Source organism: Gilliamella sp. W8123 (genome assembly GCF_016101085.1).
Classification (GTDB): domain Bacteria; phylum Pseudomonadota; class Gammaproteobacteria; order Enterobacterales; family Orbaceae; genus Gilliamella; species Gilliamella apis.
In genome coordinates, this window is record NZ_JACFRE010000009.1 from 16765 (window position 1) to 42777 (window position 26013).

The following is a 26013-nucleotide window of genomic DNA, read 5'->3' on the forward strand; positions in this document are numbered from 1 at the left end:
CTATTTAAGGTTAAAATTTGGTACAATGTTTGCTTTTTGAATATTACTAAAAGCAAACACTTCATCATTTCCATCTACATTAAACGTAATCATTTCATTCTCAATGGATTTAATCTGTCCTTTCCACTTGCGGCGATTGGCAACCGGAATACGCAAACTGACGATGACTTCTTCACCAACAAAACGTTGATAGTGTTCAAGCGTAAACAAAGGCCTATCCATACCTGGAGATGAAACTTCAAGATTGTAGGCATCTGTAATAGGGTCTTCAACATCAAGTACCGCACTAATTTGTCGACTAACATCAGCACAATCATCAACGGTAATACCATTTTCACTATCAATATATACGCGTAAAACGGGATAACGACCACGAATATATTCAATACCAACTAGCTCAAAACCAAGTGCATTAACTGGTTCTTGAATGATATCGGTCAATTGCTGTTCTAAATTAGCCAAACAAACCTCCACTGCAGAAAATAAAAAAGGGCATAAAGCCCAACATTCCTTTTAAACTTGCGTTTAAATCATAACATATAAAAAAACCCCGACAAGCGAGGCTACATTTAAAATTTAATATAATGAAGCCACTTGATTCGAACTTTCAGACAATAAAAATGGGATAGATTAATATGAATGAAAATTTAAGTGGTTGCGGGGGCTGGATTTGAACCAACGACCTTCGGGTTATGAGCCCGACGAGCTACCAAGCTGCTCCACCCCGCGATAGATGGCTGAAGATTATACTGTCTTTTGTAAAAATTGCAACCGAAAATCATAGCATAATTAACAAAAAGACCTTAAAGTTATTGAAAACTAAATTGCTATGATTTTGTGTCGCAACTAATTACAATTAATCTCAAGTTAAGGTTAATATAAGTACAATTATTGTTTTTTCAAGTAATAAATTCCGCTGAATAATCAGCGGATAGTTTTGCTATTATTATTTTTGCGTTGCAGCTTTCATCGTTTTAACGAAACTAGCTAGTTCGCTCAACATTTTCGCTGGATTATTAAGGTTATTTTCAATAATTTTGACCGTTGCCGATCCTGCAATTGCACCGGCAGCACCAGCTTTAATTGCTTCACTGACCTGAGCCGGTTCTGAAATACCAAATCCTTGAATCGCAGGCGGTGCTTTAAACTCTGTCAATTTTTCGAGTAAATGTGTAAGTGGTTTATTAGCTCGATTTTCCGTACCAGTTACCCCAGCTCGTGAGACTAAATAAGTATAACCTTTACCATGCTTAGCAATATTTGTTATCACCTCATCATCAGCATTAGGTGGACAGATAAATATCGGAGCTATGCCATGTTGTTCGGCGGCACCAGTAAATTCTTCCGCATACTCAACAGGTAAATCAGCAACTAATACAGAATCAACACCAGCTTTGGCGCATTTATCATAAAAGTTATCAATACCATTTTTAAATACTAAATTGGCATAGATTAATAATCCAATAGGAATATCTGGATTACTAGTTCGAATGTTAGTTAAGATTTCGAAGCATTTTTCAACGGTTATACCACCATTAAAAGCACGAATATTAGCATTTTGAATTGTTGGTCCATCCGCCATTGGATCAGAAAAAGGAATGCCTAATTCTAACGCATCAGCCCCAGCATCAATCATAGTTTGAATAATTTGACTTGAAAGTTGTGGGTTTGGGTCACCAACCGGAACAAAAGGAACAAATGCACCACGTTTTTCGACTGTTAAACGATCAAACAGTTTTTGATAACGACTCATTCTATTTCTCCTTTTGCTTTTAATACATCATAAACCGTAAAGATATCTTTATCACCACGACCAGATAAATTAACAATTAATAGTTGTTCTTTGTTTGGATTTTCTTTAATCATTTTCAGTGCATAAGCTAATGCATGCGATGACTCTAATGCAGGAATAATGCCTTCACTACGAGATAATGCTTTGAAGGCTTCAAGCGCCTCATCATCAGTAGCAGAGACATATTCCGCTCGACCAATACTATCTAAATATGCATGTTGTGGTCCTACTGCCGGAAAATCAAGACCAGCAGAAATCGAATAAGACTCTTCAATTTGCCCTTCATCCGTTTGCATCATTGGTGTTTTCATACCAAAGTAGATACCGAGTTTACCATGTTTTAACGATGCACCATGTTCACCACTTTCAATACCATGCCCACCTGGCTCTACACCAATTAATCTAACTGATTTATCATCAATAAAATTAGCAAACATACCAATTGCGTTTGAACCACCGCCAACACAGGCGATTACTGCATCAGGCAAACGCCCTTCTTTTTCCATAATTTGTTGTTTTGCTTCACGACTAATCATTTGTTGAAATTCACGCACAATGGTCGGAAATGGATGAGGTCCAGCAGCTGTACCTAACATATAGTGTGCGGTTTCATAACTACCAGACCAATCACGTAATGCTTCATTACAAGCATCTTTTAACGTGGCGGAACCCGTTTCAACTGGAATGACGGTAGCCCCCATTAATCGCATTCTAAATACATTTGGAGCTTGGCGTTGAACATCTTTTGCACCCATGTAGATTCGGCATTTTAAACCTAATAATGCGCAAGCTAATGCTGAAGCGACACCGTGCTGACCAGCACCAGTTTCGGCAATAATTTCGGTTTTACCCATTCTTTTAGCTAGTAATGCTTGGCCTAGGACTTGGTTAGTTTTATGGGCTCCACCATGAACTAAATCTTCTCGTTTTAAATATAGTTTTGTTTTGGTACCTGCAGTAAGATTTTTACACAATGTTAATGCGGTCGGGCGACCTGCATAGTTCACCAAAAGGTCATTAAATTCTTTTTGAAAACTCGGATCGTGTATCGCCGATATAAAAGCATCCTCAAGTTGTTCTAGTACTGGCATTAATATTTGCGGTACATATTGACCGCCAAACTCGCCAAAATAAGGATTTAATTTAGACATAACCATTCCTTCAATATAATTAGTTAAATTTGTTCAAATACTGCTGTAATTTTTTGTTTATCTTTAATTCCGGGTGAAACTTCAACACCCGAGTTAAGGTCAACACCAATAACATCAGTAGCGAGTGCTTCACTTACATTTTGTGGATTAATACCACCAGCTAAAATGACGTTACTTAAATCTTTGCCACGTAACAGCGACCAATTAAAACTTTTACCTGATCCACCGGCGCCATTATCAAATATATAACGAGAGACTAATGGATTATCATGGTTCGGAATACTATCACTAATACTTAATGCTTTCCAAATTTGACAGGCTGCTGGCAATTTTTGGCGAAGTGTTTGAATATAATTATCATCCTCATGACCATGTAATTGCACCGCATAAAGTGACAGTTGTTTAGCTATATCACAAACATCTTCAATATCACTATTTTTAAATACACCGACCCAATTGAGCGGAGCTGCTGCGATAACACTACGTGCCTTAGTTACTGTGATATATCTTGGTGAATTTGCCACAAAAATTAATCCACCATAAACCGCTCCCGCTTGATAAACGGTGATAGCATCCTGCGCTCTGGTTAAAGCACAGACTTTATTTTCTCCTAGCATCACCTTACGAATAGCTAGATTTAGATTTGACTCAGACATTAACGCGCTACCAATTAAAAAACCGTTAGCATAATGGCTAAGATCTTTAACTTGATTATGAGTGTAAATACCCGATTCACTGATAATAATTCGATCATCAGGAATAGATTTAGATAATGTTTTTACTCGATTTAAATCTACTGACAGGTCACGAAGGTTACGATTATTAATACCAATAACTTTGGCGCCAAGATTAATGGCTCGTTCAACTTCTTGTTCCGTACTTGCTTCAGTTAAAACTCCCATTTTAAGTTGATGAGCAATTTGGCTAAGATGGCGATACTCATCATCATTTACCACTGATAACATTAATAAGATAGCATCCGCCTGATAATATCGCGCTAAGTAAATTTGATATTCATCGATAATAAAATCTTTGCAAAGTACCGGTTGAGTAACTTCATTACGTACCATAGGCAAAAATTCAAACCGACCTTGAAAATATTTTTCATCAGTTAAAACTGAAATCGCTGAAGCATAATCTTTATAAACTTTAGCAATCGTTGCCGGATCAAAATCATCACGAATTAAACCTTTTGATGGCGATGCTTTTTTACACTCTAAGATAAATACCGTCTTCGGTTGTGTTAACGCTTGGTAAAAATCACGATCACTCGGTACCACTTTGCTTTTAAAGTTAGCCAGTGGATTTTTAGCTTGCTGTTCAGCCAGCCATAGTTGTTTATCTGCAATAATCTTTTTTAACACTGTTGCCATTTCAACATTTTCGGTTAATGCTGCAATTGCCATTTTATTCTCCACTTATTATCTTGCTGCTAACTTCTGTAATAGCTCATAGGCTTTGCCACTATGCATCAATTCAATTGCGCGTTGGGCATTTAGTTTTAAATCTGACTCACCAAATAGACTGATCAACATCGCCACATTTGCGGCAATCGCTGCTTCATGGGCGGGTTTACCCTGTCCTTGTAAAATCGCTAGCAATAAATCGCGATTCATTTCCGGCGTACCACCTTCAATATCTTTTAAGGTGTATTGTTGTAAACCAAAATCTTGTGGTGTCAGGGTGAAATAGCGAATTTCGCCGTTTTTTACTTCTGCAACTTGGGTTTCGCCATGAATCGCGACTTCATCCATACCGGCACCGTGTACCACATAAGCATGGGTATAGTTCAACATTTTTAATGTTTCTGCAATCGGTTTTATCAAATCAGGGTGATAAACACCGAGTAAAATACGTTTTGGTCGTGATGGATTTATCAACGGTCCTAGCACATTAAAAATTGTGCGTGTTTTTAATTGTTGACGAACTGGCGCAGCATGACGGAAACCGGAATGATATTGTTGAGCAAATAAGAAACATACCCCTAATTCATCAAGCGCTTTACGTGAGGCTTCCGCTGACATATTTAATTTGATACCTAAAGCAGATAGTACATCGGAGGATCCTGATTTACTTGATACCCCTCGGTTACCATGTTTAGCGACTTTATACCCTAAGGCCGCAGTAACAAAAGCACTAGCTGTTGATATATTAATACTATTCGTGCCATCACCACCTGTACCAACAATATCGGTAAAATCATAATCAGGAACTTCAAAAGCATCGGCATTTTCAAGTAAGGCTTGCGCCGCACCGGCGATTTCATCTGGTTGTTCACCTCGCACTTTCATACTTATAATCGCGGTTGCCAGAACTGTTGGTTCAATCTTACCTTGAATAATTAAGTTAAATAGTATTTTGCTTTCTTCTTGTGACAATACTTGTCCTAAGTACAATTTATTTAAAATCGGTTGAATATTGTATTCTTGCTTATCGACAATTGCCTCTTGTCTTGCCTGTGGTTGTTTTTGGACTGGATTAAGTGCCCATTCAATGGTTTGCTCTAATAATTTTACCCCTTGAATGGTTAAAATCGATTCAGGATGAAATTGAAAACCACAAACCCGATCTTCATCATTACGTACCGCCATAACGATATTATTACACATGGCATTAACGGTTAGTGTTTTTGGAATATTTTCACCTTTTAATGAGTGATAGCGCGCTACCGGTAATGGATTGGGTAAACCTTTAAACATAGCTTGACCATCATGTTCAATTAATGAGGCTTTACCATGCAAAATATCACCAGCTGGCACAATCATACCACCATAAGATTCGACAATCGCTTGATGGCCTAAGCAGATACCAATAATCGGTAATTTCCCTTTTAAACGTTTTAGTAATTCAGGCATTGAACCAGCTTCGCTTGGCGTACCTGGACCTGGCGATAACATTAAGATAGGATTTTGCATATGTGATAATTTTTCGATAATCACATCCGCCGGAATAGTATTACGGTAAATCGTCACTTTATGTTGATTATGACGTAACTGATCAACTAAGTTATAAGTAAACGAATCAACATTATCAATAAATAAGATATTAGCCATTAGAATACACCTTCTACATTATGTGCTGCCATAATCGCGCGAACAACAGCACGAGCTTTGTTACGTGATTCGTCCGATTCTGATTGAGGTTCTGAGTCTAAAACCACCCCACCACCTGCTTGCACCGTAGCAATACCGTCTTCCACATAGGCACTACGGATAACAATACAGGTATCCAAATCACCACTAGCGGTTAAATACCCCACTGCTCCACCATAACTACCACGTTTTATTTTTTCCGATTCAGCAATTAGTTGCATTGCTCTTACTTTGGGTGCACCAGTTAGTGTTCCCATATTCATTGTTGCTTGATAAGCATGTAGTGCATCAAGATCAGTCCGTAACTGGCCAACTATTCTTGAAACAAGGTGCATAACACACGAATAACGGTCAACTTTTAATAACTCTTTAGTATAACGAGTGCCCGGCTGGCAAATACGAGCTAAATCATTACGGGCTAAATCAACTAGCATTAAGTGTTCAGCCAACTCTTTTTTATCAGTGCGCATTTCAAGTTCTAGTCGGCTATCCAAATCATAATCAATCTCACCACTTGCGGATAAACCACGAGGTCGAGTACCAGCAATAGGGTAAATTTCAACTTGATTATTGGTTTTGTTATATTTAAGGGCACTTTCCGGTGATGCACCAAACAGAACAAAATCGCTATCTTGCATATAAAACATATATGGACTTGGATTGGTATTTTTTAACACTTGGTAAGCAGATAATGGTTCAGGGCATGGTAATGAAAAACGTCTTGAAGGAACGGCTTGGAAAATTTCACCTTGTTGGATAGCATCCTGCATTTTTTTAACTATGGTATTGAAATCATCATCACTCTTATTACATGAAACATTTATTTCTGCTAAAGATTGAGTCTTAATCGCTTTCATCGGTTGATTAAGTTTACTGTGCAACTCAATTAAGCGTTGATTCAAGCGTTTTGTCTCATCAGGACAAGAAGTAAATGCCGTAGCTTTTAACAATGAAACACGATCTTTATGATTAATTTCCAGTAATGTTTCAGCTAAATAAAAGCGAAAGTCTTGGCAACGTTGTTCGGTTGGTAACAGAGGTAAATCCTCAAAGCCAGCAACAAGATCATAAGCAAATAAACCACCGACAAACACTGCATCAGAACTCGCTTGTTGTGGGATATTAACGATGTTTAATAATGTTCTTAGTGCATCAAAAATTGATAATGACTTTAAGCGTGAATCTTCATCTTGCAAATTATCAATAGCCGGAAAAACTAATTTAAGATTATTTTCATCTAATTGTGTTTTAGCAACATTATCAGGAAAAGCTTGTTGTAATAAAGGTAATAATTTTTGTCCGTTACTGGTTAAAGCTTGAAAAGTGACTTGGTTATTGAGTGCAGAAATAGTCAAAGCGCTATCAACTATCATTACACTTTTAATACCTTGCTTGTTATCAATTTCGGCTGATTCTAGTAACAATGTTGCCGGTTTGTTATCACAAAGTTGATAAAATACCTGAGTCGGATCCTGATAATAACCAATGGTTTTAATTATCTGTGTTAATGTAGGCTTATTCATTGTTGACTCTCTTTTATAAAATTATTTTTATCTTTGCAAAACTAAAAAACCCGCACTGAGCGGGTATTATGAAAAAAGGACATCATCACATCACCCGCAAAAAGTGATGCGCCACCAACCCAAAACTGTAGTTTGTTTACAATGAGTTAATGTGGATTGCTGATTTATCATTATTGTATCTGCTAAAAAAGATTTTGTACTATTAAACTAGTTCATTGATGTGTTGTCAAGTGAATATTTTGTGTACATTTAAATTAAGTCTACCTGTTAGCAATCAGAAGGGCTTTTCACAGTAAAAAAGTTTACTATTTTTTATCAAACGAATTAAAACTAGCCAAACCAGATTTTAGTCTTTAAAATAAGCAACTCCGATAAATTATTAATAAAAATTAGAGATTTTGATCTATGCCTATCTTTTTTATTCTTATTGCAGTAATCGTTTTACTTGCAATTGTAACAGTTTTTAAAGCTATCACTATTGTTCCACAAGGATACCAATATACTATTGAGCGTTTTGGTAAATATACGCATACCCTAGAACCAGGTTTAAATATTATTATTCCTTTTATGGATGGTGTAGGCCGTAAAATTAATATGATGGAACAAGTGCTTGATATTCCATCACAAGAAGTTATTTCTAAAGATAATGCTAATGTGCAAATTGACGCTGTTTGCTTTATTCAAGTACAAGAAGCAGCAAGAGCCGCTTATCAAGTTAATCAACTTGAACGTGCAGTGATTAATTTAATGATGACGAATATCCGTACTGTACTTGGTAGTATGGAGCTTGATGAGATGTTATCACAACGTGACCATATTAACTCAAAACTACTTAGTATTGTCGATGATGCAACTAGCCCATGGGGAATAAAAATTACCCGTATTGAAATTCGTGATGTTCGTCCACCGGCAGAACTAATTGCAGCTATGAATGCGCAGATGAAAGCTGAACGTAATAAACGTGCAGAAATTCTTGAAGCAGAAGGTGTTCGTCAAGCGGCTATTTTACGATCTGAAGGTGAAAAACAGTCAGAAATTTTAAAAGCTGAAGGTGAAAAACAAGCAGCATTTTTACAAGCTGAAGCACGCGAACGTGCAGCCGAAGCGGAAGCTAAAGCAACACAAATGGTTTCGGATGCTATTGCAGCTGGTAATATTAATGCCATCAACTACTTTGTTGCACAAAAATATACTGAAGCGTTACAACAAATCGGTGCTTCAGATAACAGTAAAGTTGTGATGATGCCACTTGATGCATCAAGCCTAATGGGTAGCATTGGTGGTATTGCTGAATTAATCAAAAATACTAAATAGGCTGTACTAAATTAAATTTAAGCAAATCATATTCCCTAACTGGTTATAAATTGGTTAGGGAGATGATAGGAAATATAATTCAATTAATAATAGGTAACAACCAATGACAGATTTTTTAATGGTTATTTATAATTCTCCTCACTGGATATTTATTGCTTTAGGTGGTATTTTGCTGATTGCTGAGCTATTAGGAACCGGCGGATATGCACTTTGGAGTGGAATTGCTGCCATTATTGTTGGTTTAATTGCCTTAATTTTACCATTGTCTTGGCCAGTTTTATGGATTTTGTTTGCTATTTTTACGTTAATATCTGCTTATCTTTGGTGGGTATGGTTAAAAAAACGCGATAACAACAAATCAAATAAAGTTGAAATCAATCAACCACAACAAGGACTAATTGGTATTAGAACAATCGTTACTGATGCCATTACTAATGGTTCAGGACGAGTAAAAATAAAAGACGGCACATGGTCAGCAAAATGTAATCAAGATCTAGAAGTAGGTCATCCTGTTGAAGTTGTTGCAGTTGAAGGCATAATACTGAAAGTAAAAGCACTCAATAAATAAATTAATAATTAAATACGAGTCAATGGCTCGTATTTTTTTGTTCATTAAAAAATAATCAATCAGATAAACCATTTACTAAATATCTTCTATAGTAAAAATTCTTGGTTTTTATCACAATAAGGTAATTACCGTTAATTCAACTCCAATATAAAATTTAAAGTGCTTATAACAGTAATTATCATTTTACTAAAAACTAGTGTAAAAACGAGCCAATAAGGATACTAATACTAATTCGATTGTTTAGGATCAATACCAATAACTTGCCAATTATTATTTGATTCATCGCTAATCTTACCTTTCTTCACATCGGTAATATATTTAATGGTCATATTACGAATGGTACCTTCTTCATCACCTAATGCCGTACGAGAATTCCAAATTGGCTCGACTCGGCGCCCTTCTAATGGACCACCTTTTTTCACCAACATTTCATAACGATAAGCATTCATACCTAGTTTGAGTTTCATATCATCAGTAATAACTTTACCATTTAAAAGTGTTAGATTTTTAATTCGATGCCCTACTGGTTCACTTAAATCAATAATATATTTAACGCCACCAAACATATCATAAGTCATATATTTAGATGCGCCTCGCACCGAATCATATTGATAATTTTTATCCGTTGGTTGTACTTGAGCAAAATATGCCGCTGACCATTCCATATAATCTTTAAGATCCTTTCCGGTAACTTCAAAAATAGAGGTTTCACCAGCAGTGTATTGATAATTGTTAGCAATATCTTTGCGAGCGATTGGCCCTTTATTTAATATCGCTTTTTTATTATCGACTAAAACAGCAGTCACATCCGCACCGCTATAATAAATTTGTACAGAATTAAGTAAATTAGTTAAACCACTTTCTTGCAAGTAAACCGCTGGTATACCATGTATTATCTCTTGTGGTACAAGATCTTGATCTGTTTCACCAATAACTTGATTAGAAATTTCTCTTAATTGTTGATGATAAGGCGAATAAATTTTCTCGATTTCAGGATCAGCTGGATAAGTTTTTACCGGTAATGTTTGCGATTTTTTCGCTTTTAACGTTTTTTTATTGCCATCAATATCAAATTTAAGATCAACCACCGATACTACTGTACCATAGCGATGGGGTTCAGTAATAACAACATTATTAATGACTTTTTCACTAATATTTTGATGATTATGTCCGGCAATAATTACGTCAAGCTCGGGTAACTGATTAGCAACATCGGCAACACCTGTACCAGGTTTATTGTTTTCATTATCTAATCCCATATGGGTAACTAAAACAATAGCATCAACTGATTGTTGTTTGAGATTAGCAATTTGTTTTTTTATTTCCGGTATTGGCATAGTAAATTCCATTTGATTTACATAACTAGTTTTATTCTCATATTCTGGAACAAAAGGCGTAGTTGCACCAATAAAGCCAATCTTAATACCTTCTTTCTCAATAATGGTTGTGGCGGGTAAATAAGGTTTACCGGAATCTTTATAATAAATATTAGCTGCTAAAGATTGGCCTTTAAATTCAGAAATTACTTTATCGACTATCGGCATACCAAAATTAAATTCATGATTGCCAAGTACCATAATGTCATAATGCATGGCATTTAATGCCGCAATAGCCGGATGATTTTGCACATTATAAAATCGTTCAATTTGATTATCTTGAATAATATCACCAGCATCAACCACTATGACATTTTCATGTAGTGAACGGTACTCCTTTAAAAACGAAGATATCTGCGCATAAGAGCCTGAAGAGTCTGCTTTGTCAGTACCATAATCCCATGGCAACATTCGCCCATGCACATCTGACGTTGCTAAAATAGAAACATCAACTTCTTTTGAATTAACCTGAAATACACAACCTAATATGAATAAACCGCTTAACAAAGCACGTTTTTTGCTTACCAACATCCTTATCTCCTATCACTATTATGTAAAATTAACATCCTAATTAATTTAAATCGTTTTTATAAAAACAGCTATTATTCTAAATTATTATTTTTTCAATTAAAGCGTTTTTATAAAAAACAAGATGCTTAATCAGTGATAAAAAATGCCTAACGATAGTGACTATTGTTAGGCAAAATAAGGAGTACGAAAGTTATTTCCATAAACAGACAGAATGTTAGTTTAATTTAACATTCTGTTTACTATTAATTAATGTGACATCGTAGTTTTAACACCACCTTCAGGAATAGGCACATAAGCGGTTTCTTTATCAGTTCTTTGTTTATTATTACGCACTTTAAGTGCAGTTTTAATACCAAAGAAGATAATGCTATACACAACTACTAAGAACAAGATACTTAAACCGGCGTTAGTGTAGTTATTAATGACAATATGATGCATATTATCAATTTGTTGTGCAGTTAATTCGCTGCCTTCGGCAATACGACGATTATACTCATTAGCTAAATAGAAGAATCCTTCTAAATTAGGATCATTACTAAATAGTTTAAGTGCCAATGCCCAAGTAGTACAAATCAATAACCAAACGGCAGGAATAATAGTCACCCAAACAAATTGAGCTCGTTTCATTTTAATTAATACAACTGTAGCTAATACTAATGCTACCGCTGCTAACATTTGGTTTGAAATACCAAATAATGGCCATAAGCTCTTAACACCGCCTAATGGATCAACCACACCTTGGTAAAGTAGATATCCCCATAAACCAACACATCCTAAAGTACCAATAAAGCCAGCAATCAGTGAATCGGTTTTTTTCAAGAATGGTACAAAGTTACCTAATAAGTCTTGCAACATGAAACGTCCAGAACGAGTTCCTGCATCAAGCGCTGTTAGAATAAATAGTGCTTCAAATAAGATACCAAAGTGATACCAGAAGCCCATATTTGCGCCAGGAAGAATTTGATGGAACACATGGGCAATACCTACGGCTAAAGTTGGTGCACCACCGGCACGATTTAATACTGATGGTTCGCCAATATCTTTGGCTGTTTGTAAAATTTGCTCAGGTGAAATCACAAATCCCCACGAACTAACTGTAGCCGCCGCATGTGCTGTCACATCTTGTAGTTGAGACATTATCATCGCCGCATCGCCAGTACCTAATTTATGTAAATCAGGCATAGTTATTCCTAGCGCAGCTGGTGGAGTATTCATAGCAAAATATAAACCTGGCTCAATAATTGATGCAGCCACTAAAGCCATAATAGCCACGAAAGACTCCATTAACATAGCACCATAGCCGATAAAACGAGCATCCGTTTCATTAGCAAGTAATTTTGGTGTTGTACCTGATGAAATTAAGGCGTGGAAACCAGAAACGGCGCCACAAGCAATAGTAATAAATAAGAATGGGAATAAAGAACCTTTCCAAACAGGGCCTGTGCCATCCACATATTTAGTTACATCTGGCATTTTTAAATCAGGATTTAAAATAACAATACCAATAGCTAAACCAACAATTACACCAATTTTTAAGAAAGTGGCGAGATAATCACGCGGTGCTAAAATTAACCATACAGGCAACATCGCAGAAACTAAGGCATAACCAACTAAAGTAAAAGTAATCGTGGTTGCTTTGAAAGTTAATGCTGGCCCCCAATATGGGTCATGAGCAATAACACCACCAAACCAGATAGACAAAATTAGTAATACAATACCAATTATTGAAACTTCTAAAACACGGCCTGGTCTGAGGTATCGCATATAAATACCCATAAATAATGCGATTGGCACTGTAGAACAAACAGTAAATACGCCCCACGGGCTTTCAGCTAATGCTTTAACAACAATCAATGCTAATACGGCTAAAATAATTAGCATGATTAAGAAACAACCAAATAAGGCAATTGTTCCAGGAATTGGTCCCATCTCTTCTTTTATCATTTCACCTAAAGATGAACCATTACGGCGTGATGATAAAAATAGCACCATAAAGTCTTGTACTGCTCCAGCAAATACCACACCAGCCAATAACCATAGAGTACCCGGTAAATAACCTACTTGTGCTGCAAGTACAGGGCCTACAAGCGGTCCAGCACCGGCTATTGCCGCAAAATGGTGTCCAAATAAGACATATTTATTGGTTGGCACAAAATTTAAACCATCATTGTTAATCACAGCTGGCGTCGCCCGTGTTGGATCTAACTGCATTACTTTATTGGCGATATACAAACTATAATATCGATAAGCAACTAGATAGACAGACACCGCAGCGGCAATAATCCACAATGCACTAATGTGTTCACCTCGGCGTAGTGCTATGACTGCTAAACAGCAAGCACCAACGATGGCCAAAATGATCCAAGGTATATGCTTAAGTATTCTATTATTCATAATAATTCTCTTTATCGCTTTAAAATTAATATCACCTTTCAATCTTTTTAATCTTGTTATTTAGTTACAAAGATTGATGAAATTGATGGATATTAACTGCAAATTGTTTTTGAATTTGGTTGTATTGAATCATGAGATAAAGCTTACTTTATGCTCAAGGGTATAGTAATTTTTTAGTTAATTGAATGGTATAGGAAATTTAGTTACAGGTTAAAACGACTATATGAGTGGTTAAAAATGGTTGGTAAACGGTATCTCTATCGATGAAATAAACCAGAATAAATGATTATAGTCCTAATATCTCTTTAAGCGATTTTAAATATCGACGACTCACCGGCACAGCAACATCATTATTTAAAATAATATCAACACTACCTGCTTCATTAAAGCGAATCTCTTTTAACTTTTTTAAATTGACTAAATATTGTCGATGACAACGAATTAGTGAGGTTTTATCTTCTAAGGTTTTTAGTGTCAGTTCAGTAAAATATTCATTATTGTTTTGATTAAACACATAAATACCACAAACTTTAGATGAAATATAAAAAACATCATCATTAGATAGTAAATAAATTCTATTATGACCAATACAAGGTATATATTTTAACTGTTGATCAATACCTGATAATTGATTTATATCAGCTACAGGACATTTTTTATGTAAACGGCTTAAAGTTTTATTTAGCCTATCTTGTTCAATAGGTTTTAATAGATAATCAAAAGCTTGTTCTTCAAAAGCTTTTACAGCAAACTCGCTATAAGCAGTTAAAAAAACAATATGAGGCATAGTTTGCGGATCAAGCATTGATAACATTTCAAGACCATTTATTTTTGGCATTTGAATATCAAGAAAAACGACATCAGGTGCTAATCGATGAATTTCACGTATAGCATCCATGGCATTATTACATTCTGCGACAATATTAATTTGGCTATCGTTTTCTAGCAAACAACGTAAATTTTCGCGAGCAAGTAATTCATCATCAACAATAATCACATTTAACATTAAACTACGACATCCTCTATCAAAGGCAAAGATAACATTACATTTGTGTATTCGTCTGGTTTACAGATTATCTTTATACCATAGTTTTCACCATAGCGGATCTTAATTCGTTTATCCACTAAATTAAGACCAAGTCCTTTATTATCTTTTTTATTTTCTCGATAATTACCTGCATTATCAATAACCTCTAAAATTAAAGTCTGCTCATTTGCATAGGCTCTAATCGTTACTTCTCCTTGACTAATTAATTGTGAAGTACCATGTTTAATAGCATTTTCAACAATTGGTTGTAATGAAAATGCTGGTAATTGCGCATCTTCGAGTTGTTCAGGAATATCAAAATTTATACTTAACTGCTCCATAAAACGCATTTTTTCGATCTGTAGGTAAGCATTTACATGCTCTATTTCATCTTTTAACGTTACTATTTCATCAGTACGTTTTAAGTTTTTACGGAAAAAAGTTGATAAGTTTTGCACTAATTGCGATGCTTGTTCTTTATCACGCCTAATAATAGCCAGTAAAGTATTTAAGGCATTAAATAAGAAGTGAGGATTTACTTGGGCATGTAATAGTTTAATCTCAGTTTTAGACAATAACTGTTTGTAGTACTCATTTTGCCCGGCCAATATTTGCGCAGATAATAAGCTGGCAATACCTTCACCTAAAGTTCTATTTATTGAGCTAAATAATGTATTTTTAGCTTCATAAAGTTTAATAGTACCAACTACATTATTATTTTCACCACGAAGAGGAATAACCAAAGTTGCACCTAAACGACAATTTTTATTGATTGAACATTGATAAGGTTGATGTGTACCGTCAAGATATTTAACATCATTTTGCTCAATCGCTTCTAAAGTAACATTTGAAGTAATTTTCGTACCTGGTAAGTGATGATCGTCACCAACTCCAATAAAAGCAAGAATTTTTTCCCGATCGGTTATTGATACAGCACCGATATCTAATTCTTGATAAATAATCTCTGCGACTTTGGTACTATTTTCTTGATTGAAACCTTCACGCAATAGACCTTCAGTACTCACTGCGATTTTAAGAGCTTTGGCCGAAAAAGCCGATGTATAGCGTTCAAAAATCGCCCGTCTATCTAGTAAAATTCGCATAAACATTGCAGCTCCAATACTATTGGCCACAATCATTGGTGCAGCAATGCTTCGCACTGCATGTAAAACAACATCAAAAGGTCTCGATATTAATAGTACTTGAATCATTTCTAATGATTCAACCAGAACACCTAATACCCCAACTAAAAAGGGATTATAAACTAAATCAATTCGGCCTTTTTTCATTAGAGTATAATGAAGTAATCCACTAATTAAACCAGTCAAGATAGTCGATAACATACAACTTTCAGCCGTAATACCACCTAATGTATAACGATGAATACCGCCAGTTAAACCAACTAAAAGCCCTACTACCGGACCACCAAGCAACCCGCCTAAAATAGCTCCAATAGCACGAGTATTGGCAATAGTATCTTCAATATGTAAACCAAAATAGCTACCCATAATGCAAAATAATGAAAAAATAAAATAACAGACTAATTTATGAGGTAAATGGATGGTGACTTGCATTAAAGGAATGACAATCGGGGTTTTACTCAACAAATAAGCTATAACCAAATATACGCACATCTGTTGCAAAAGCTGTAGAACAAGATCAAACTCAAACATAACAATAACCACGACACAAAACCGCCGACCGAAGTCGACGGAGAATGCTAACTTTAATTATCAAGTAAAGTAAATGTTTGCTTATCTTTAGTTGTAGAATCCGCGCCTACAAACACATTAAATTTACCGGGCTCTGCAACATATTGCATTTTATCATTCCAGAATTTTAACATGTCATATTTGATAACAAATTTCACTTGACCTTTTTCATGCGGTTTAAGAGTAATAGATTCAAAACCAATTAATTCTTTTACCGGTCGGCTTACTGATGCTGTCACATCTTGCAAATAGAACTGCACCACTTGTGAACCTTCTCTTTCACCAGTATTTTCCACATTAGCAATAACTTCAATTTCTCCATTTGGTGACATTTCAGTTTTTGATAATGAAAAATCAATAGTAAAATCAGTATAACTTAAGCCAAAACCAAATGGAAATAAAGGCTCATTAGGGCTATCAAAATAAGATGTTGTGTATTTACCCATATTAACCGTACCATGTGGTCGACCTGTTTTTAAATGGCTATAATAAACAGGAATTTGGCCAACATTATCAGGGAAAGACATCGGTAATTTAGCTGATGGATTATAGTCTCCAAACAGCACATCAGCCACAGCATTCCCCCCTTCAGTACCTAAAAACCACGTTTCAAGCATAGCATCAGCTTGCTGATATTCTTCTTTCACAGTAAGTGGACGGCCATTCATTAAAGCAATGATCAGTGGTTTACCAGTAGCTTTTAATGCTTTAATTAATCGTTTTTGACTAGCTTGAAGATTAAGATCTGTTCGGCTTGATGATTCATGTGCCATGCCTTGTGCTTCGCCAACAAAAACTACAACAACATCTGATTTTTTAGCTTGAGCAACAGCTTCGGCTATCATCTTATTAGCTGGTCGTTTATCAAATTTGCTGCTCTCACCATATAAATTTAAAAATTTATCAAGGTTAGGATCATCCGAGAGATTCGCACCCCATGCGTAACTCACTAATTTGGGATTTGCGATGGCATTTTTAATGCCTTGCAACGGTGTTACCGCTAAATTAGCACGCCCAGCACCTGACCAGCTACCTAAAATATCTCGTTTTGAATCAGCCAATGGTCCAATGACAGCTATTTTTTTATTTTTGTCTAACGGTAATAAATTATTTTCATTTTTTAACAATACAATACTACGACGAGCTACATCTCTGGCTTCAGTACGATGTAGGCGATCGTTAGCAAACATAGTCTCAATATCAAAATTAGGATCTAAATTTCGATGCGGATTTTTAAACAACCCCATATCATATTTAAGCTCTAACACATGGCGACAAGCTTGATTAATCAGATCTTCTGAGATAGCACCTTCATCAACCAATTCAGGTAAAAACTGTAAAAAGTATTCATCATTCATACTCACATCAATACCCGCTTTGATGGCAATACGTACCGCATCTTTTGCATCAGTTGCAACGCCGTGATTAATTAATTCACGAATAGCGCCATGGTCACTAACAACCACTCCATCAAAATGCCACTGGTTACGTAATACATCAGTTAATAACCAATGATTAGCTGTAGCAGGAATACCATTTACACTAACAAGAGCAACCATAACCGCTCGGCTGCCGGCATCAATAGCCGCTTTATAAGGCACAAGATATTCTTGGAACATTTTGCGTTCACTCATATCGGTGCTGTTATATTCACGCCCAGCTTCAACCGCCCCATAAAGTGCAAAATGTTTAACTGTTGTGACTAATGATTTTTTATCAGCTAAGGATTGTTTTTGCATTTTTTCAACAAAAATTCGCCCAGCTTCTGAAGCTAAATAAGGGTCTTCTCCAAATCCTTCCGAAACTCGTCCCCATCTAGGATCACGGGTAATATCCACCATTGGAGCCCAAGTAACGTTAAGTCCATCAGACGTTGCTTCATCAGCTGATACCTCAGCCACTTTAGCGAAGGCATTACGATCCCAAGTTGCTGCTAAACCTAAATTAATTGGAAATACTGTACGATGGCCATGGACAATATCAAAACCAAAATAGACTGGAATTTTGTTTGGCGATTTTAAAGCTCTTTCCTGCATTCTGGATAGATCGGGTTCCACAACAGTATTAAAAATGCCACCGATTTCACCCGCTTCGATTTGATCAAGTACTTTGTCTAAGGTTAGATCACCGCCGACACTGATTAATCGCAATTGTCCCACTTTTTCTTTAATAGTCATTTTTGATAATAAGTTATCAATAAATACTTTCTTATCTTCATCATTGGGATTTTGTGCAAATAAAGGACATGAAAAAATAAAAAAAACAAAAAAGAAAACTAATTTTTTCAGCATAATAAGTATTGTTATAATATAAGAGGATAGACAAGGTGATAGAATAACGTATTTAGTTAAAAAAATCTCGTTATTTGAAATAATGCCTCACCAAAAATAAAAATAAAAGCACATATTATTAAAAATTTAGACGCAAAAAAGTGCTTTCCTCAATATTTTTAAAAGTTGATTCTGTGGATAAGCAAAAACATATTGCCGAAAAATTTTATCCAAATATTGTCAAAAATAATGTCGGCAATAACAAAGATTGGAATGATTGATTAGTCGCGGAAATTAGTAAATTGAAATGGTTGACCTAACTCACCATTTTTAACTAGTGCCATAGTTGCTTGTAAATCATCACGTGATTTTCCAGTAACGCGAACTTGGTCACCTTGTACTTGCGCTTGTACTTTAATTTTACTATCTTTGATTAATTTAACTATTTTTTTAGCTAATTCTTTATCGATACCTTGTTTAAGCTTAACTGTAATACTATAAAACTTACCGCTATGTTCCATCTCTTCTGGAATTTCTAGCGCGCCACCATCAATACCACGCTTAGCTAACTTATCACGTAAAATATCCAGTAACTGTTGTACTTGGAAATCTGATTGGCTCGTCGCTTTGATAGTTTCATTTTTCTCATTAAGCTCAAATGATGCTTCGACATTTTTGAAATCCCAACGTGTTGCCAATTCGCGAGTCGCATTGTCGACCCCATTTTTGACTTCTGGCATTTGAATTTCTGACACAATATCAAAAGAAGGCATAAATTTTCCTCTTCTAATCGTTATAAAATATAACTTACTTTAAACAACTCATTTTATTGCTACCGTAACATTTACGGCAGCTTTAATAGATAGATTAATAAAATTAATCAATAGTACGAAGTAATTCGTTAATACCGACTTTACCTAATGTTTTAGCATCTACTTTTTTAACGATTACTGCACAATAAAGACTGTATTTACCATCTTTAGTTGGTAAGTTACCTGATACCACCACAGAACCAGCCGGTACGCGACCATAGTGAACTTCACCAGTTGCACGATCATAAATTTTAGTACTTTGACCAATAAATACACCCATTGAGATAACGCTGCCCTCTTCGACAATCACACCTTCAACAATTTCACTACGGGCGCCGATAAAACAGTTATCTTCAATAATAGTTGGGTTTGCTTGTAACGGCTCTAATACACCACCAATTCCAACACCACCTGATAAGTGAACATTTTTACCAATTTGCGCACATGAACCAACGGTTACCCATGTATCAACCATAGTCCCCTCATCAACATAAGCACCGATGTTTACATATGAAGGCATTAATACTGTATTACGAGCTACATAAGCACCTTTACGTGCAATTGCTGATGGAACTACGCGGAAACCTTCTTGTTGGAAACGCGCTTCATCATACTCAGCAAATTTCAACGGTACTTTGTCATAATAATTAGTTGCGCCACCATCAATAAGTTGATTTTCATTAATACGGAATGAAAGCAACACTGCTTTTTTTAACCATTGATGAGTTACCCAATCGCCATTAATCTTTTCTGCGACACGCATTTTACCGCTGTCTAATAAAGCGATACATTGGTTGATCGCATCACGCGTCACTGTATCAACATTTGAAGGAGTAATTTCAGCACGACGTTCAAATGCTGCCTCAATAATAGTTTGTAATTGTTGCATTTCTTGTTTCCTTTAACTTTAAGTCCGTTAGCAAATTTAATTGGCCTAACAGTATAATATAATATGCCACTATTTTTAAGTGGTTTATCGTATCATTAAGATCTCTCAAAAAAAGTTAATTATTTGGAATGCCTTTCACAAAATCTTAGTAAAAGTTAATAGCGTGATTTTATTTAGATATAAAGTTTAATTCTCGTTAAATTTCTTAATAAAAAAATAATGCAAAACAGCGGATTTTCTTTATTAGAGCTTTTATTTGTTATCAGTATTAGTGCTATTTTGGCCGCAATTGGTGTACAACATTGGAAAGAGTTACAACTGCGTAATGAACTAGCAACCACCACAAAACAGCTAGCCTATTTTTTAGAAGAGGCTCAAGCCAGAGCTTACAATACTAACGAAAACTATCACGTATATTATTTTTTTCAGCCTTGGTGTTTAAGTATCAGCAAAGGGGAAAAACCAGCCACTTGCCAAGAAGGCACCACCTATTTTATGAAGCCTAACAATTCCGTTGAATTAAGTGATTTAACTGATAAAAAAGCTATCTCCTTTTGGGGCCGGAAAAATATGGCGCAAACAGGTACAATCGAATTACACAACACCATTGGTACTACGCAAATTATCATTTCATATCGTGGACGAATTCGATTTTGTAAAAAGAATAGTTATTTACCAGGACTACCTAGATGTTAAAACAAAATGGATTTTCATTATTTGAAATATTGTTGAGTATAGCTTTTTCTAGTCTAATTTTTATTGGTATCACCTCATTCTATAGTAAATTACAAACTATATTACTGGAGAAAAATCTACGTATTCATTTAGAAAAGAATATCCATCAAGGGTTAGTTAGTATAACCAAAGATCTAAAACGTGCTGGTTTTATTGCCAACAGCCCCGAAAAAATGAAACAACATCCAATTGAAATCAATACTTCAAACAATTGTTATATTTTTCGTTATGATAGTGAGATTCGCAATGATTGGATTTATGATCGTAATACGCCAAGTAAATCAGACATTTTTGCTTATCGTTTCTACAAAAATAATTTGGAATATAAAGTTGGTTCAATAAGTTGTGAGGGTGTAAATTGGGAGAAAATATTCGATCCACATGACATTAAAATAACGCAATTTTCAATAAAACAGCAAAATAATTATTTTGTAATAAATATTGCTGCTCAATTAAAGAAAAACAAAAAAATAATCTATCAAACGGTAACCATTATCAAGAATGAAAATCCATTTTAATAAAAAAACAACACAGATAGATGGCTTTAGCACGCTAATAATGGTAATTATTTTAACCATAGTCGGACTCATTTTATTAACTGGTTTTCAAGCTATAGTTAATTCATTAAAAAAAAACTATTTAATTGAGATTCAATATTATCGCCAGTTTAACCTAGCGAGCTCTAGTTTAAATTGGGCAACTCAGCAGACCTGGCAACTTCCGACCGAAGAGTGGCAATGCTTATCTGATGCGCAATATCATTTAACAGCATGTATAAAAAAATCACGATTAAAAGTGGATAACTATACCTTAGTACGCGCCCAAGCTGATGACTATTATCTTTATATGTTAACGCATTTTGCAGATAATCACTTGATTATTGAAAAAGGACATTGGCTAGATTATTGTCCAGAAAAAAGGTTAGTTGATTGTGAATAGAAAAAACATAGCTGGATTTAGCTTAATTGAAGTCATGATATCATGCTTAATGTTTGCCATCATTATGCTAGGTTTTAGTGGTTATTTAACTGCAATTATTAGTCAACACCACTATTTCCAAAAACAGTTTAAAGCGGAGCAAATCGCCTTTGCTTTACTTGATAGTTATCCTCATACTGTACCGCAAATAATACCGAATAATTGGCAATATCAAGTTTATAGTCAACCTTATAGTACATCTTGTCGGATAGTTTTTATTAATGTTATTCCTCCTAATCATAAAACAATTAAACAGCAACGTTTACTATGTGATTAATGTTCATTGCTAAAAATATATCACGCTGTTTATTTTCTATTTTTTCATTCCATGCTACGGCAATATCCCATCCCGTTTGCGCTAATTCTAGCGTGATGAGTTTCACTCCTTTAGATAAAAATAGCTATGCATGTTTGTTGATTGAATTTACCAAACAATAATCTTATTTTTTAGTATTATTGCTTATTTAAGCTAGCAATTTTTAGTTTAAATGAAAAAAATAAAAATCAGCAACCATCAATTAAACAATGGTGCTTCTGATTAATTTTTATTAATGAAATAATTATGATCAGTCAGCTAACCAAGGATATAAAAGTTGCAATACTTGCTCTGTTTTTTCCGCATGAACATTATGGCCAGCACCGGCTACTGTTTCAATTTGCGCATTAGGAAATTGGCTAAAAATGGCAGGATAATCCTTATCAGTAATATAGTTAGAATTTCCTCCACGAATGAATAAAGTAGGAATATCACAAGCTGAAATAATTTGCCAATCACAAATATTGTCATACTGATTAATAATTACATCAGCATTAAATAGCCAACGCTCATGTTTAAAGGATTTGAGCAAAAATAAAATCGTTGGTTCACTTAAGCCATGTTGTCTCATGACTTCAGCGATTTGCTTTCTATCAACTAATTGTTGAACAATGCATTGTGCCAATGCTTTTATTACCGGAGTATTAATTGTTTGAGTATATTTAACTGGCGCAATATCAATTACACAGATTTTAGCAATTTGTTGTGGAATCAATTGGCTTAGTTGCAAAGCAACTTTCCCCCCCATCGAATGACCAATCAAGATTAAGTTTTGTAATTGCAAATCATGGCAGAGTTCCACGATATCTTCCGCCATAGCTTGATAGTTCATGATATTTGACCATGGCGATTGGCCATGATTACGTAAATCAACTTGTATAGTTTGATAATTTGCAACGAGGTCTTTAGCTAGCATGTTTAAGTTATCTAAACTACCAAATAGCCCATGCATTAATAAAATCGGTTGTTTATTGCCTTGTAATTTATAATTTAATTTCATGTTTTAACTCTATTTATTGCAACTGACTTCAATAGCCAGTCATTGATGAACAATTCAATAACTCCTAAAAGCATAACTATGATAGAATTTAGTCTAAATTTTTCAATTAATATTAAGCCATATGTTTCAAAATAACCCATTACTCGCCCAACTTAAACAAGAATTATACGAACAAAAACCGCGTGTTGAAGGTATCGTCCGAGCGCACGAAAAAGGATTTGGTTTTTTAGATGTTGATAATAAAACCAATTATTTTATTCCTGTTGCCAAAATGAAGCAGCTTTGCCATGGAGATAAAGTATCGGGAACTATCATCAGCAATAATGATAAAGAGTCATTTGAACCTGAAACATTAATTGAAAGTAGCTTACAAAAATTTATTGGTAAAATCGGCTTTTTAGATCGCGCTATGGTAATTTATCCTGAAAATATGCCAACAAATTTTGCCATACGCTGTAAAGTTAATCCTCAAGTTACGCAAAAATTAAAAGAAGGTGATTGGGTTGTTGCTATATTGCAATCACATCCATTAGAAAAAGATAAAAATCATTTTTCTGCTGAAGTAACCAAATTTATCGCCAGTTCTGATTCAATTTATCAATTATGGCTCAAAACTTTGGCGCGTTACGATTTAGAAGATAAAGCACCTCAAGAGGAAGCTTTTACAATATCAGAGTCTGAACAGGAAAATCGTCAAGAGTTAACTGAAGTACCATTTTTCACGGTTGATAATGAAAATACCGAAGATATGGATGATGCGATTGCTATTTGCCAAGACGAAATGGGTAATTATAACTTAATGGTAGCTATTGCCGATCCTACGGCTTATATTTTACCTGATAGTAAACTGGATAATATTGCCAAAATTCGTAATTTTACAACTTATCTGCCCGATTTTAATATTCCAATGTTACCTAAACAATTGGCTGATGATCTATGCTCATTAAAAGCCAATGAAAAACGACCAGCCATGGTTTGTAAAATTAACATTGATAAAAATGGTCAATTTGCTAATGATGATATTAGTTTCACTCCTGCATGGATTGAATCGAAAGCTAAACTTGCTTACAACAATGTTTCTGATTTTTTAGAAGGTCGAAGTGATTTAAATATCGATGACGCCACGATAAAAAAACAACTTAAATTACTATCAGAACTAGCAAAAGCACGTATAGATTGGCGACAACAAAATGCGTTAGTATTTAAAGCCAATAATGATTATCGATTCGTACTAGATGATAATCGCCAAGTAAAAAACATCATTAAAGAATTACGTGGTATTGGTAATAACATTGTTGAAGAAGTGATGATTATTGCCAATTTAGCTCTAACTATGTATTTGCAAGAAAAAGTAGGCACTGGGGTGTTTAATACCCATTCAGGTTTTGATAGCAAATACATTGAACAGATCTTAAAAATATTAGCCGATAATGGCATCACTGATTTCGATAAAGAATCACTAATGACATTTGCAGGATATGTCAAATTACGTCGATTAATTGATGATAATGACTTCCTATCGGCAAGGTTAAGAAAATTCCAAACTCCAGCTGATTTTTCATTAACACCAGAACCACACTTTGGCTTAGGATTTACAGCTTATGCAACCTGGACATCACCAATTCGCAAATATGGTGATATGATAAACCATCGTTTACTTAAAGCTTCGCTTAAAGAGCAACCATTCATTGCGCCAACTTCCGAACAACTACAAAGTATGTCTGATCGTCGAAAAAAATTACGTTTAGCTGAACGTGATATCGCCGAAAATCTTTATAGCCAATACCTAACCAATAAACAAGGAAAACGCTTTAATGCTGAAATAATTGATATTAACCGAGGTGGTGCTCGAGTCCGATTGACCGAGATAGGGGCATTCGCATTTTTACCTCTCTCCATGATTCATAACGTTCGTGATGAAATAACCTTAAATCTTGATGAGGGTTCAATTAAAATTAAAGATGAGCTTGTCTTTAAACTAGCTGATACAATATCAGTTGTACTCCAACAGGTTAAAACTGAAAACAACTCGATTATTGTAAAAATCGATGAAAATAAATAAAGATTATCTTATCAATTTAACCTTTTTCACACTAATTATTTAGCCCTGATAATAATCAGGGTTAATCTAAATACAATTAATGATATTTTTAATATTTAACCTCTTTTTTTTATTAAAAATATCTGCTATCTTTCACCGCTTAAAAATAATAATTAGCGCGAGATAAAAACAATCTAGGAGAGGGAAATGATATCAATTCACGGTCATGAAGTACTACAGATGATGGATGGAAACGATTATACCGAATCATCTTTACTTAATGCTATCAATGAAAAGTTTGGTACCGAAGCTAGATTTCATACCTGTTCTAACTCCGATATGAATGCCGAGCAGCTTATTGCTTTTTTAAAAGCAAAAGGAAAATTTAAGCCAGCTTTAACCGATGATTCACAATTTACTGTTGATATAAAAAAAATGTGCCGACATTAAACAAAATCAGCAAAAGAATATTTAGTGCGTTTTTTACTAAAT

General features: G+C 34.9%; 22 protein-coding genes and 1 tRNA gene. 8 read left to right on the forward strand and 15 right to left on the reverse strand.

The genetic code is table 11. The features are described 5' to 3' along the window. The 7 genes from rimP to H3T56_RS10525 all read right to left on the reverse strand — a co-directional run bounded on the left by rimP (position 1) and on the right by H3T56_RS10525 (position 7558). Positions 1-462 carry a ribosome maturation factor RimP gene (gene rimP, locus H3T56_RS10495; protein WP_065578449.1) on the reverse strand — a complete coding sequence of 154 codons (462 nt, stop codon included), beginning with the start codon at positions 460-462 and terminating at the stop codon, positions 1-3. Between the two features lie 190 nt (positions 463-652). After that, positions 653-729, reverse strand: a tRNA-Met gene (locus tag H3T56_RS10500). Between the two features lie 217 nt (positions 730-946). Next, positions 947-1753 (reverse strand): tryptophan synthase subunit alpha, encoded by an 807-nt coding sequence (gene trpA, locus H3T56_RS10505; RefSeq protein WP_065578450.1) that lies wholly within the window; start codon positions 1751-1753, stop codon positions 947-949. Further along, entirely contained in the window at positions 1750-2943 is a 1194-nt protein-coding gene (gene trpB, locus H3T56_RS10510) for a tryptophan synthase subunit beta (RefSeq protein WP_065614087.1), read from the reverse strand. The genes trpA and trpB overlap by 4 nt, the downstream gene beginning before the upstream one ends. Before the next feature lie 23 nt (positions 2944-2966). After that, positions 2967-4349 (reverse strand): bifunctional indole-3-glycerol-phosphate synthase TrpC/phosphoribosylanthranilate isomerase TrpF, encoded by a 1383-nt coding sequence (gene trpCF / locus H3T56_RS10515; protein ID WP_199283298.1) that lies wholly within the window; start codon positions 4347-4349, stop codon positions 2967-2969. Between the two features lie 15 nt (positions 4350-4364). Continuing rightward, complete coding sequence (trpD, locus tag H3T56_RS10520; RefSeq protein ID WP_198192945.1) at positions 4365-5996, reverse strand: bifunctional anthranilate synthase glutamate amidotransferase component TrpG/anthranilate phosphoribosyltransferase TrpD; 1632 nt, start codon at positions 5994-5996, stop codon at positions 4365-4367. Continuing rightward, a complete protein-coding gene (locus H3T56_RS10525; protein ID WP_086354077.1) occupies positions 5996-7558 on the reverse strand; it encodes an anthranilate synthase component 1 in 1563 nt (520 codons plus the stop codon). The genes trpD and H3T56_RS10525 overlap by 1 nt, the downstream gene beginning before the upstream one ends. A 405-nt stretch (positions 7559-7963) precedes the next feature. Here H3T56_RS10525 and H3T56_RS10530 point away from each other — a divergent pair, with 405 nt between their 5' ends. After that, the gene (locus tag H3T56_RS10530; RefSeq protein WP_086360524.1) at positions 7964-8872 is read left to right on the forward strand and encodes an SPFH domain-containing protein; all 909 of its coding nucleotides are present in this window, start codon (positions 7964-7966) and stop codon (positions 8870-8872) included. A 103-nt stretch (positions 8873-8975) separates the two neighbouring features. After that, entirely contained in the window at positions 8976-9440 is a 465-nt protein-coding gene (locus H3T56_RS10535; RefSeq protein WP_198192946.1) for an NfeD family protein, read from the forward strand. Positions 9441-9667: 227 nt separating this feature from the next. Here H3T56_RS10535 and H3T56_RS10540 read toward each other — a convergent pair whose 3' ends face one another. The 7 genes from H3T56_RS10540 to dapD form a co-directional block, all read right to left on the reverse strand. Beyond that, positions 9668-11347, reverse strand: coding sequence for a bifunctional UDP-sugar hydrolase/5'-nucleotidase (locus H3T56_RS10540; RefSeq protein ID WP_198192947.1), 1680 nt, complete (start codon positions 11345-11347; stop codon positions 9668-9670). Positions 11348-11593: 246 nt separating this feature from the next. Next, positions 11594-13741 carry a carbon starvation CstA family protein gene (locus H3T56_RS10545; RefSeq protein ID WP_232347780.1) on the reverse strand — a complete coding sequence of 716 codons (2148 nt, stop codon included), beginning with the start codon at positions 13739-13741 and terminating at the stop codon, positions 11594-11596. Between the two features lie 286 nt (positions 13742-14027). After that, entirely contained in the window at positions 14028-14747 is a 720-nt protein-coding gene (gene btsR / locus H3T56_RS10550) for a two-component system response regulator BtsR (RefSeq protein WP_086360527.1), read from the reverse strand. After that, positions 14747-16441 (reverse strand): sensor histidine kinase, encoded by a 1695-nt coding sequence (locus H3T56_RS10555; RefSeq protein ID WP_065578457.1) that lies wholly within the window; start codon positions 16439-16441, stop codon positions 14747-14749. Before H3T56_RS10555 ends, btsR begins: the two co-directional genes overlap by 1 nt. 53 nt (positions 16442-16494) lie before the next feature. After that, positions 16495-18771, reverse strand: a complete 2277-nt coding sequence (gene bglX / locus H3T56_RS10560) for a beta-glucosidase BglX (protein WP_065614081.1) — start codon at positions 18769-18771, stop codon at positions 16495-16497. Positions 18772-19031: 260 nt separating this feature from the next. Further along, complete coding sequence (locus H3T56_RS10565; RefSeq protein WP_034903574.1) at positions 19032-19523, reverse strand: YajQ family cyclic di-GMP-binding protein; 492 nt, start codon at positions 19521-19523, stop codon at positions 19032-19034. 103 nt (positions 19524-19626) lie between these two features. Continuing rightward, positions 19627-20451, reverse strand: a complete 825-nt coding sequence (gene dapD / locus H3T56_RS10570) for a 2,3,4,5-tetrahydropyridine-2,6-dicarboxylate N-succinyltransferase (protein ID WP_065578459.1) — start codon at positions 20449-20451, stop codon at positions 19627-19629. A gap of 219 nt (positions 20452-20670) precedes the next feature. Here dapD and H3T56_RS10575 point away from each other — a divergent pair, with 219 nt between their 5' ends. From H3T56_RS10575 to H3T56_RS10590, 4 genes are read left to right on the forward strand one after another with little or no spacing between them, the layout of a single operon-like run. Continuing rightward, positions 20671-21147: a prepilin-type N-terminal cleavage/methylation domain-containing protein gene (locus H3T56_RS10575; RefSeq protein WP_086320994.1), complete on the forward strand. Its 477-nt coding sequence runs from the start codon at positions 20671-20673 to the stop codon at positions 21145-21147. Further along, positions 21141-21704: a prepilin peptidase-dependent protein gene (locus tag H3T56_RS10580; RefSeq protein WP_065614080.1), complete on the forward strand. Its 564-nt coding sequence runs from the start codon at positions 21141-21143 to the stop codon at positions 21702-21704. The genes H3T56_RS10575 and H3T56_RS10580 overlap by 7 nt, the downstream gene beginning before the upstream one ends. A 40-nt stretch (positions 21705-21744) precedes the next feature. Then, positions 21745-22125, forward strand: coding sequence for a DUF2509 family protein (locus H3T56_RS10585; protein ID WP_165596322.1), 381 nt, complete (start codon positions 21745-21747; stop codon positions 22123-22125). Continuing rightward, positions 22118-22441, forward strand: a complete 324-nt coding sequence (locus tag H3T56_RS10590; RefSeq protein ID WP_034903814.1) for a prepilin-type N-terminal cleavage/methylation domain-containing protein — start codon at positions 22118-22120, stop codon at positions 22439-22441. The genes H3T56_RS10585 and H3T56_RS10590 overlap by 8 nt, the downstream gene beginning before the upstream one ends. Before the next feature lie 289 nt (positions 22442-22730). Here H3T56_RS10590 and H3T56_RS10595 read toward each other — a convergent pair whose 3' ends face one another. Beyond that, complete coding sequence (locus tag H3T56_RS10595) at positions 22731-23480, reverse strand: alpha/beta fold hydrolase (RefSeq protein WP_086356787.1); 750 nt, start codon at positions 23478-23480, stop codon at positions 22731-22733. Positions 23481-23601: 121 nt separating this feature from the next. Between H3T56_RS10595 and H3T56_RS10600 the strand changes: the two genes are divergently transcribed. Both H3T56_RS10600 and H3T56_RS10605 read left to right on the forward strand, forming a co-directional pair. After that, the gene (locus H3T56_RS10600; RefSeq protein WP_198192948.1) at positions 23602-25542 is read left to right on the forward strand and encodes an exoribonuclease II; all 1941 of its coding nucleotides are present in this window, start codon (positions 23602-23604) and stop codon (positions 25540-25542) included. A gap of 186 nt (positions 25543-25728) precedes the next feature. After that, entirely contained in the window at positions 25729-25971 is a 243-nt protein-coding gene (locus H3T56_RS10605; RefSeq protein WP_065578465.1) for a YecH family metal-binding protein, read from the forward strand. Positions 25972-26013: the final 42 nt, after the last annotated feature.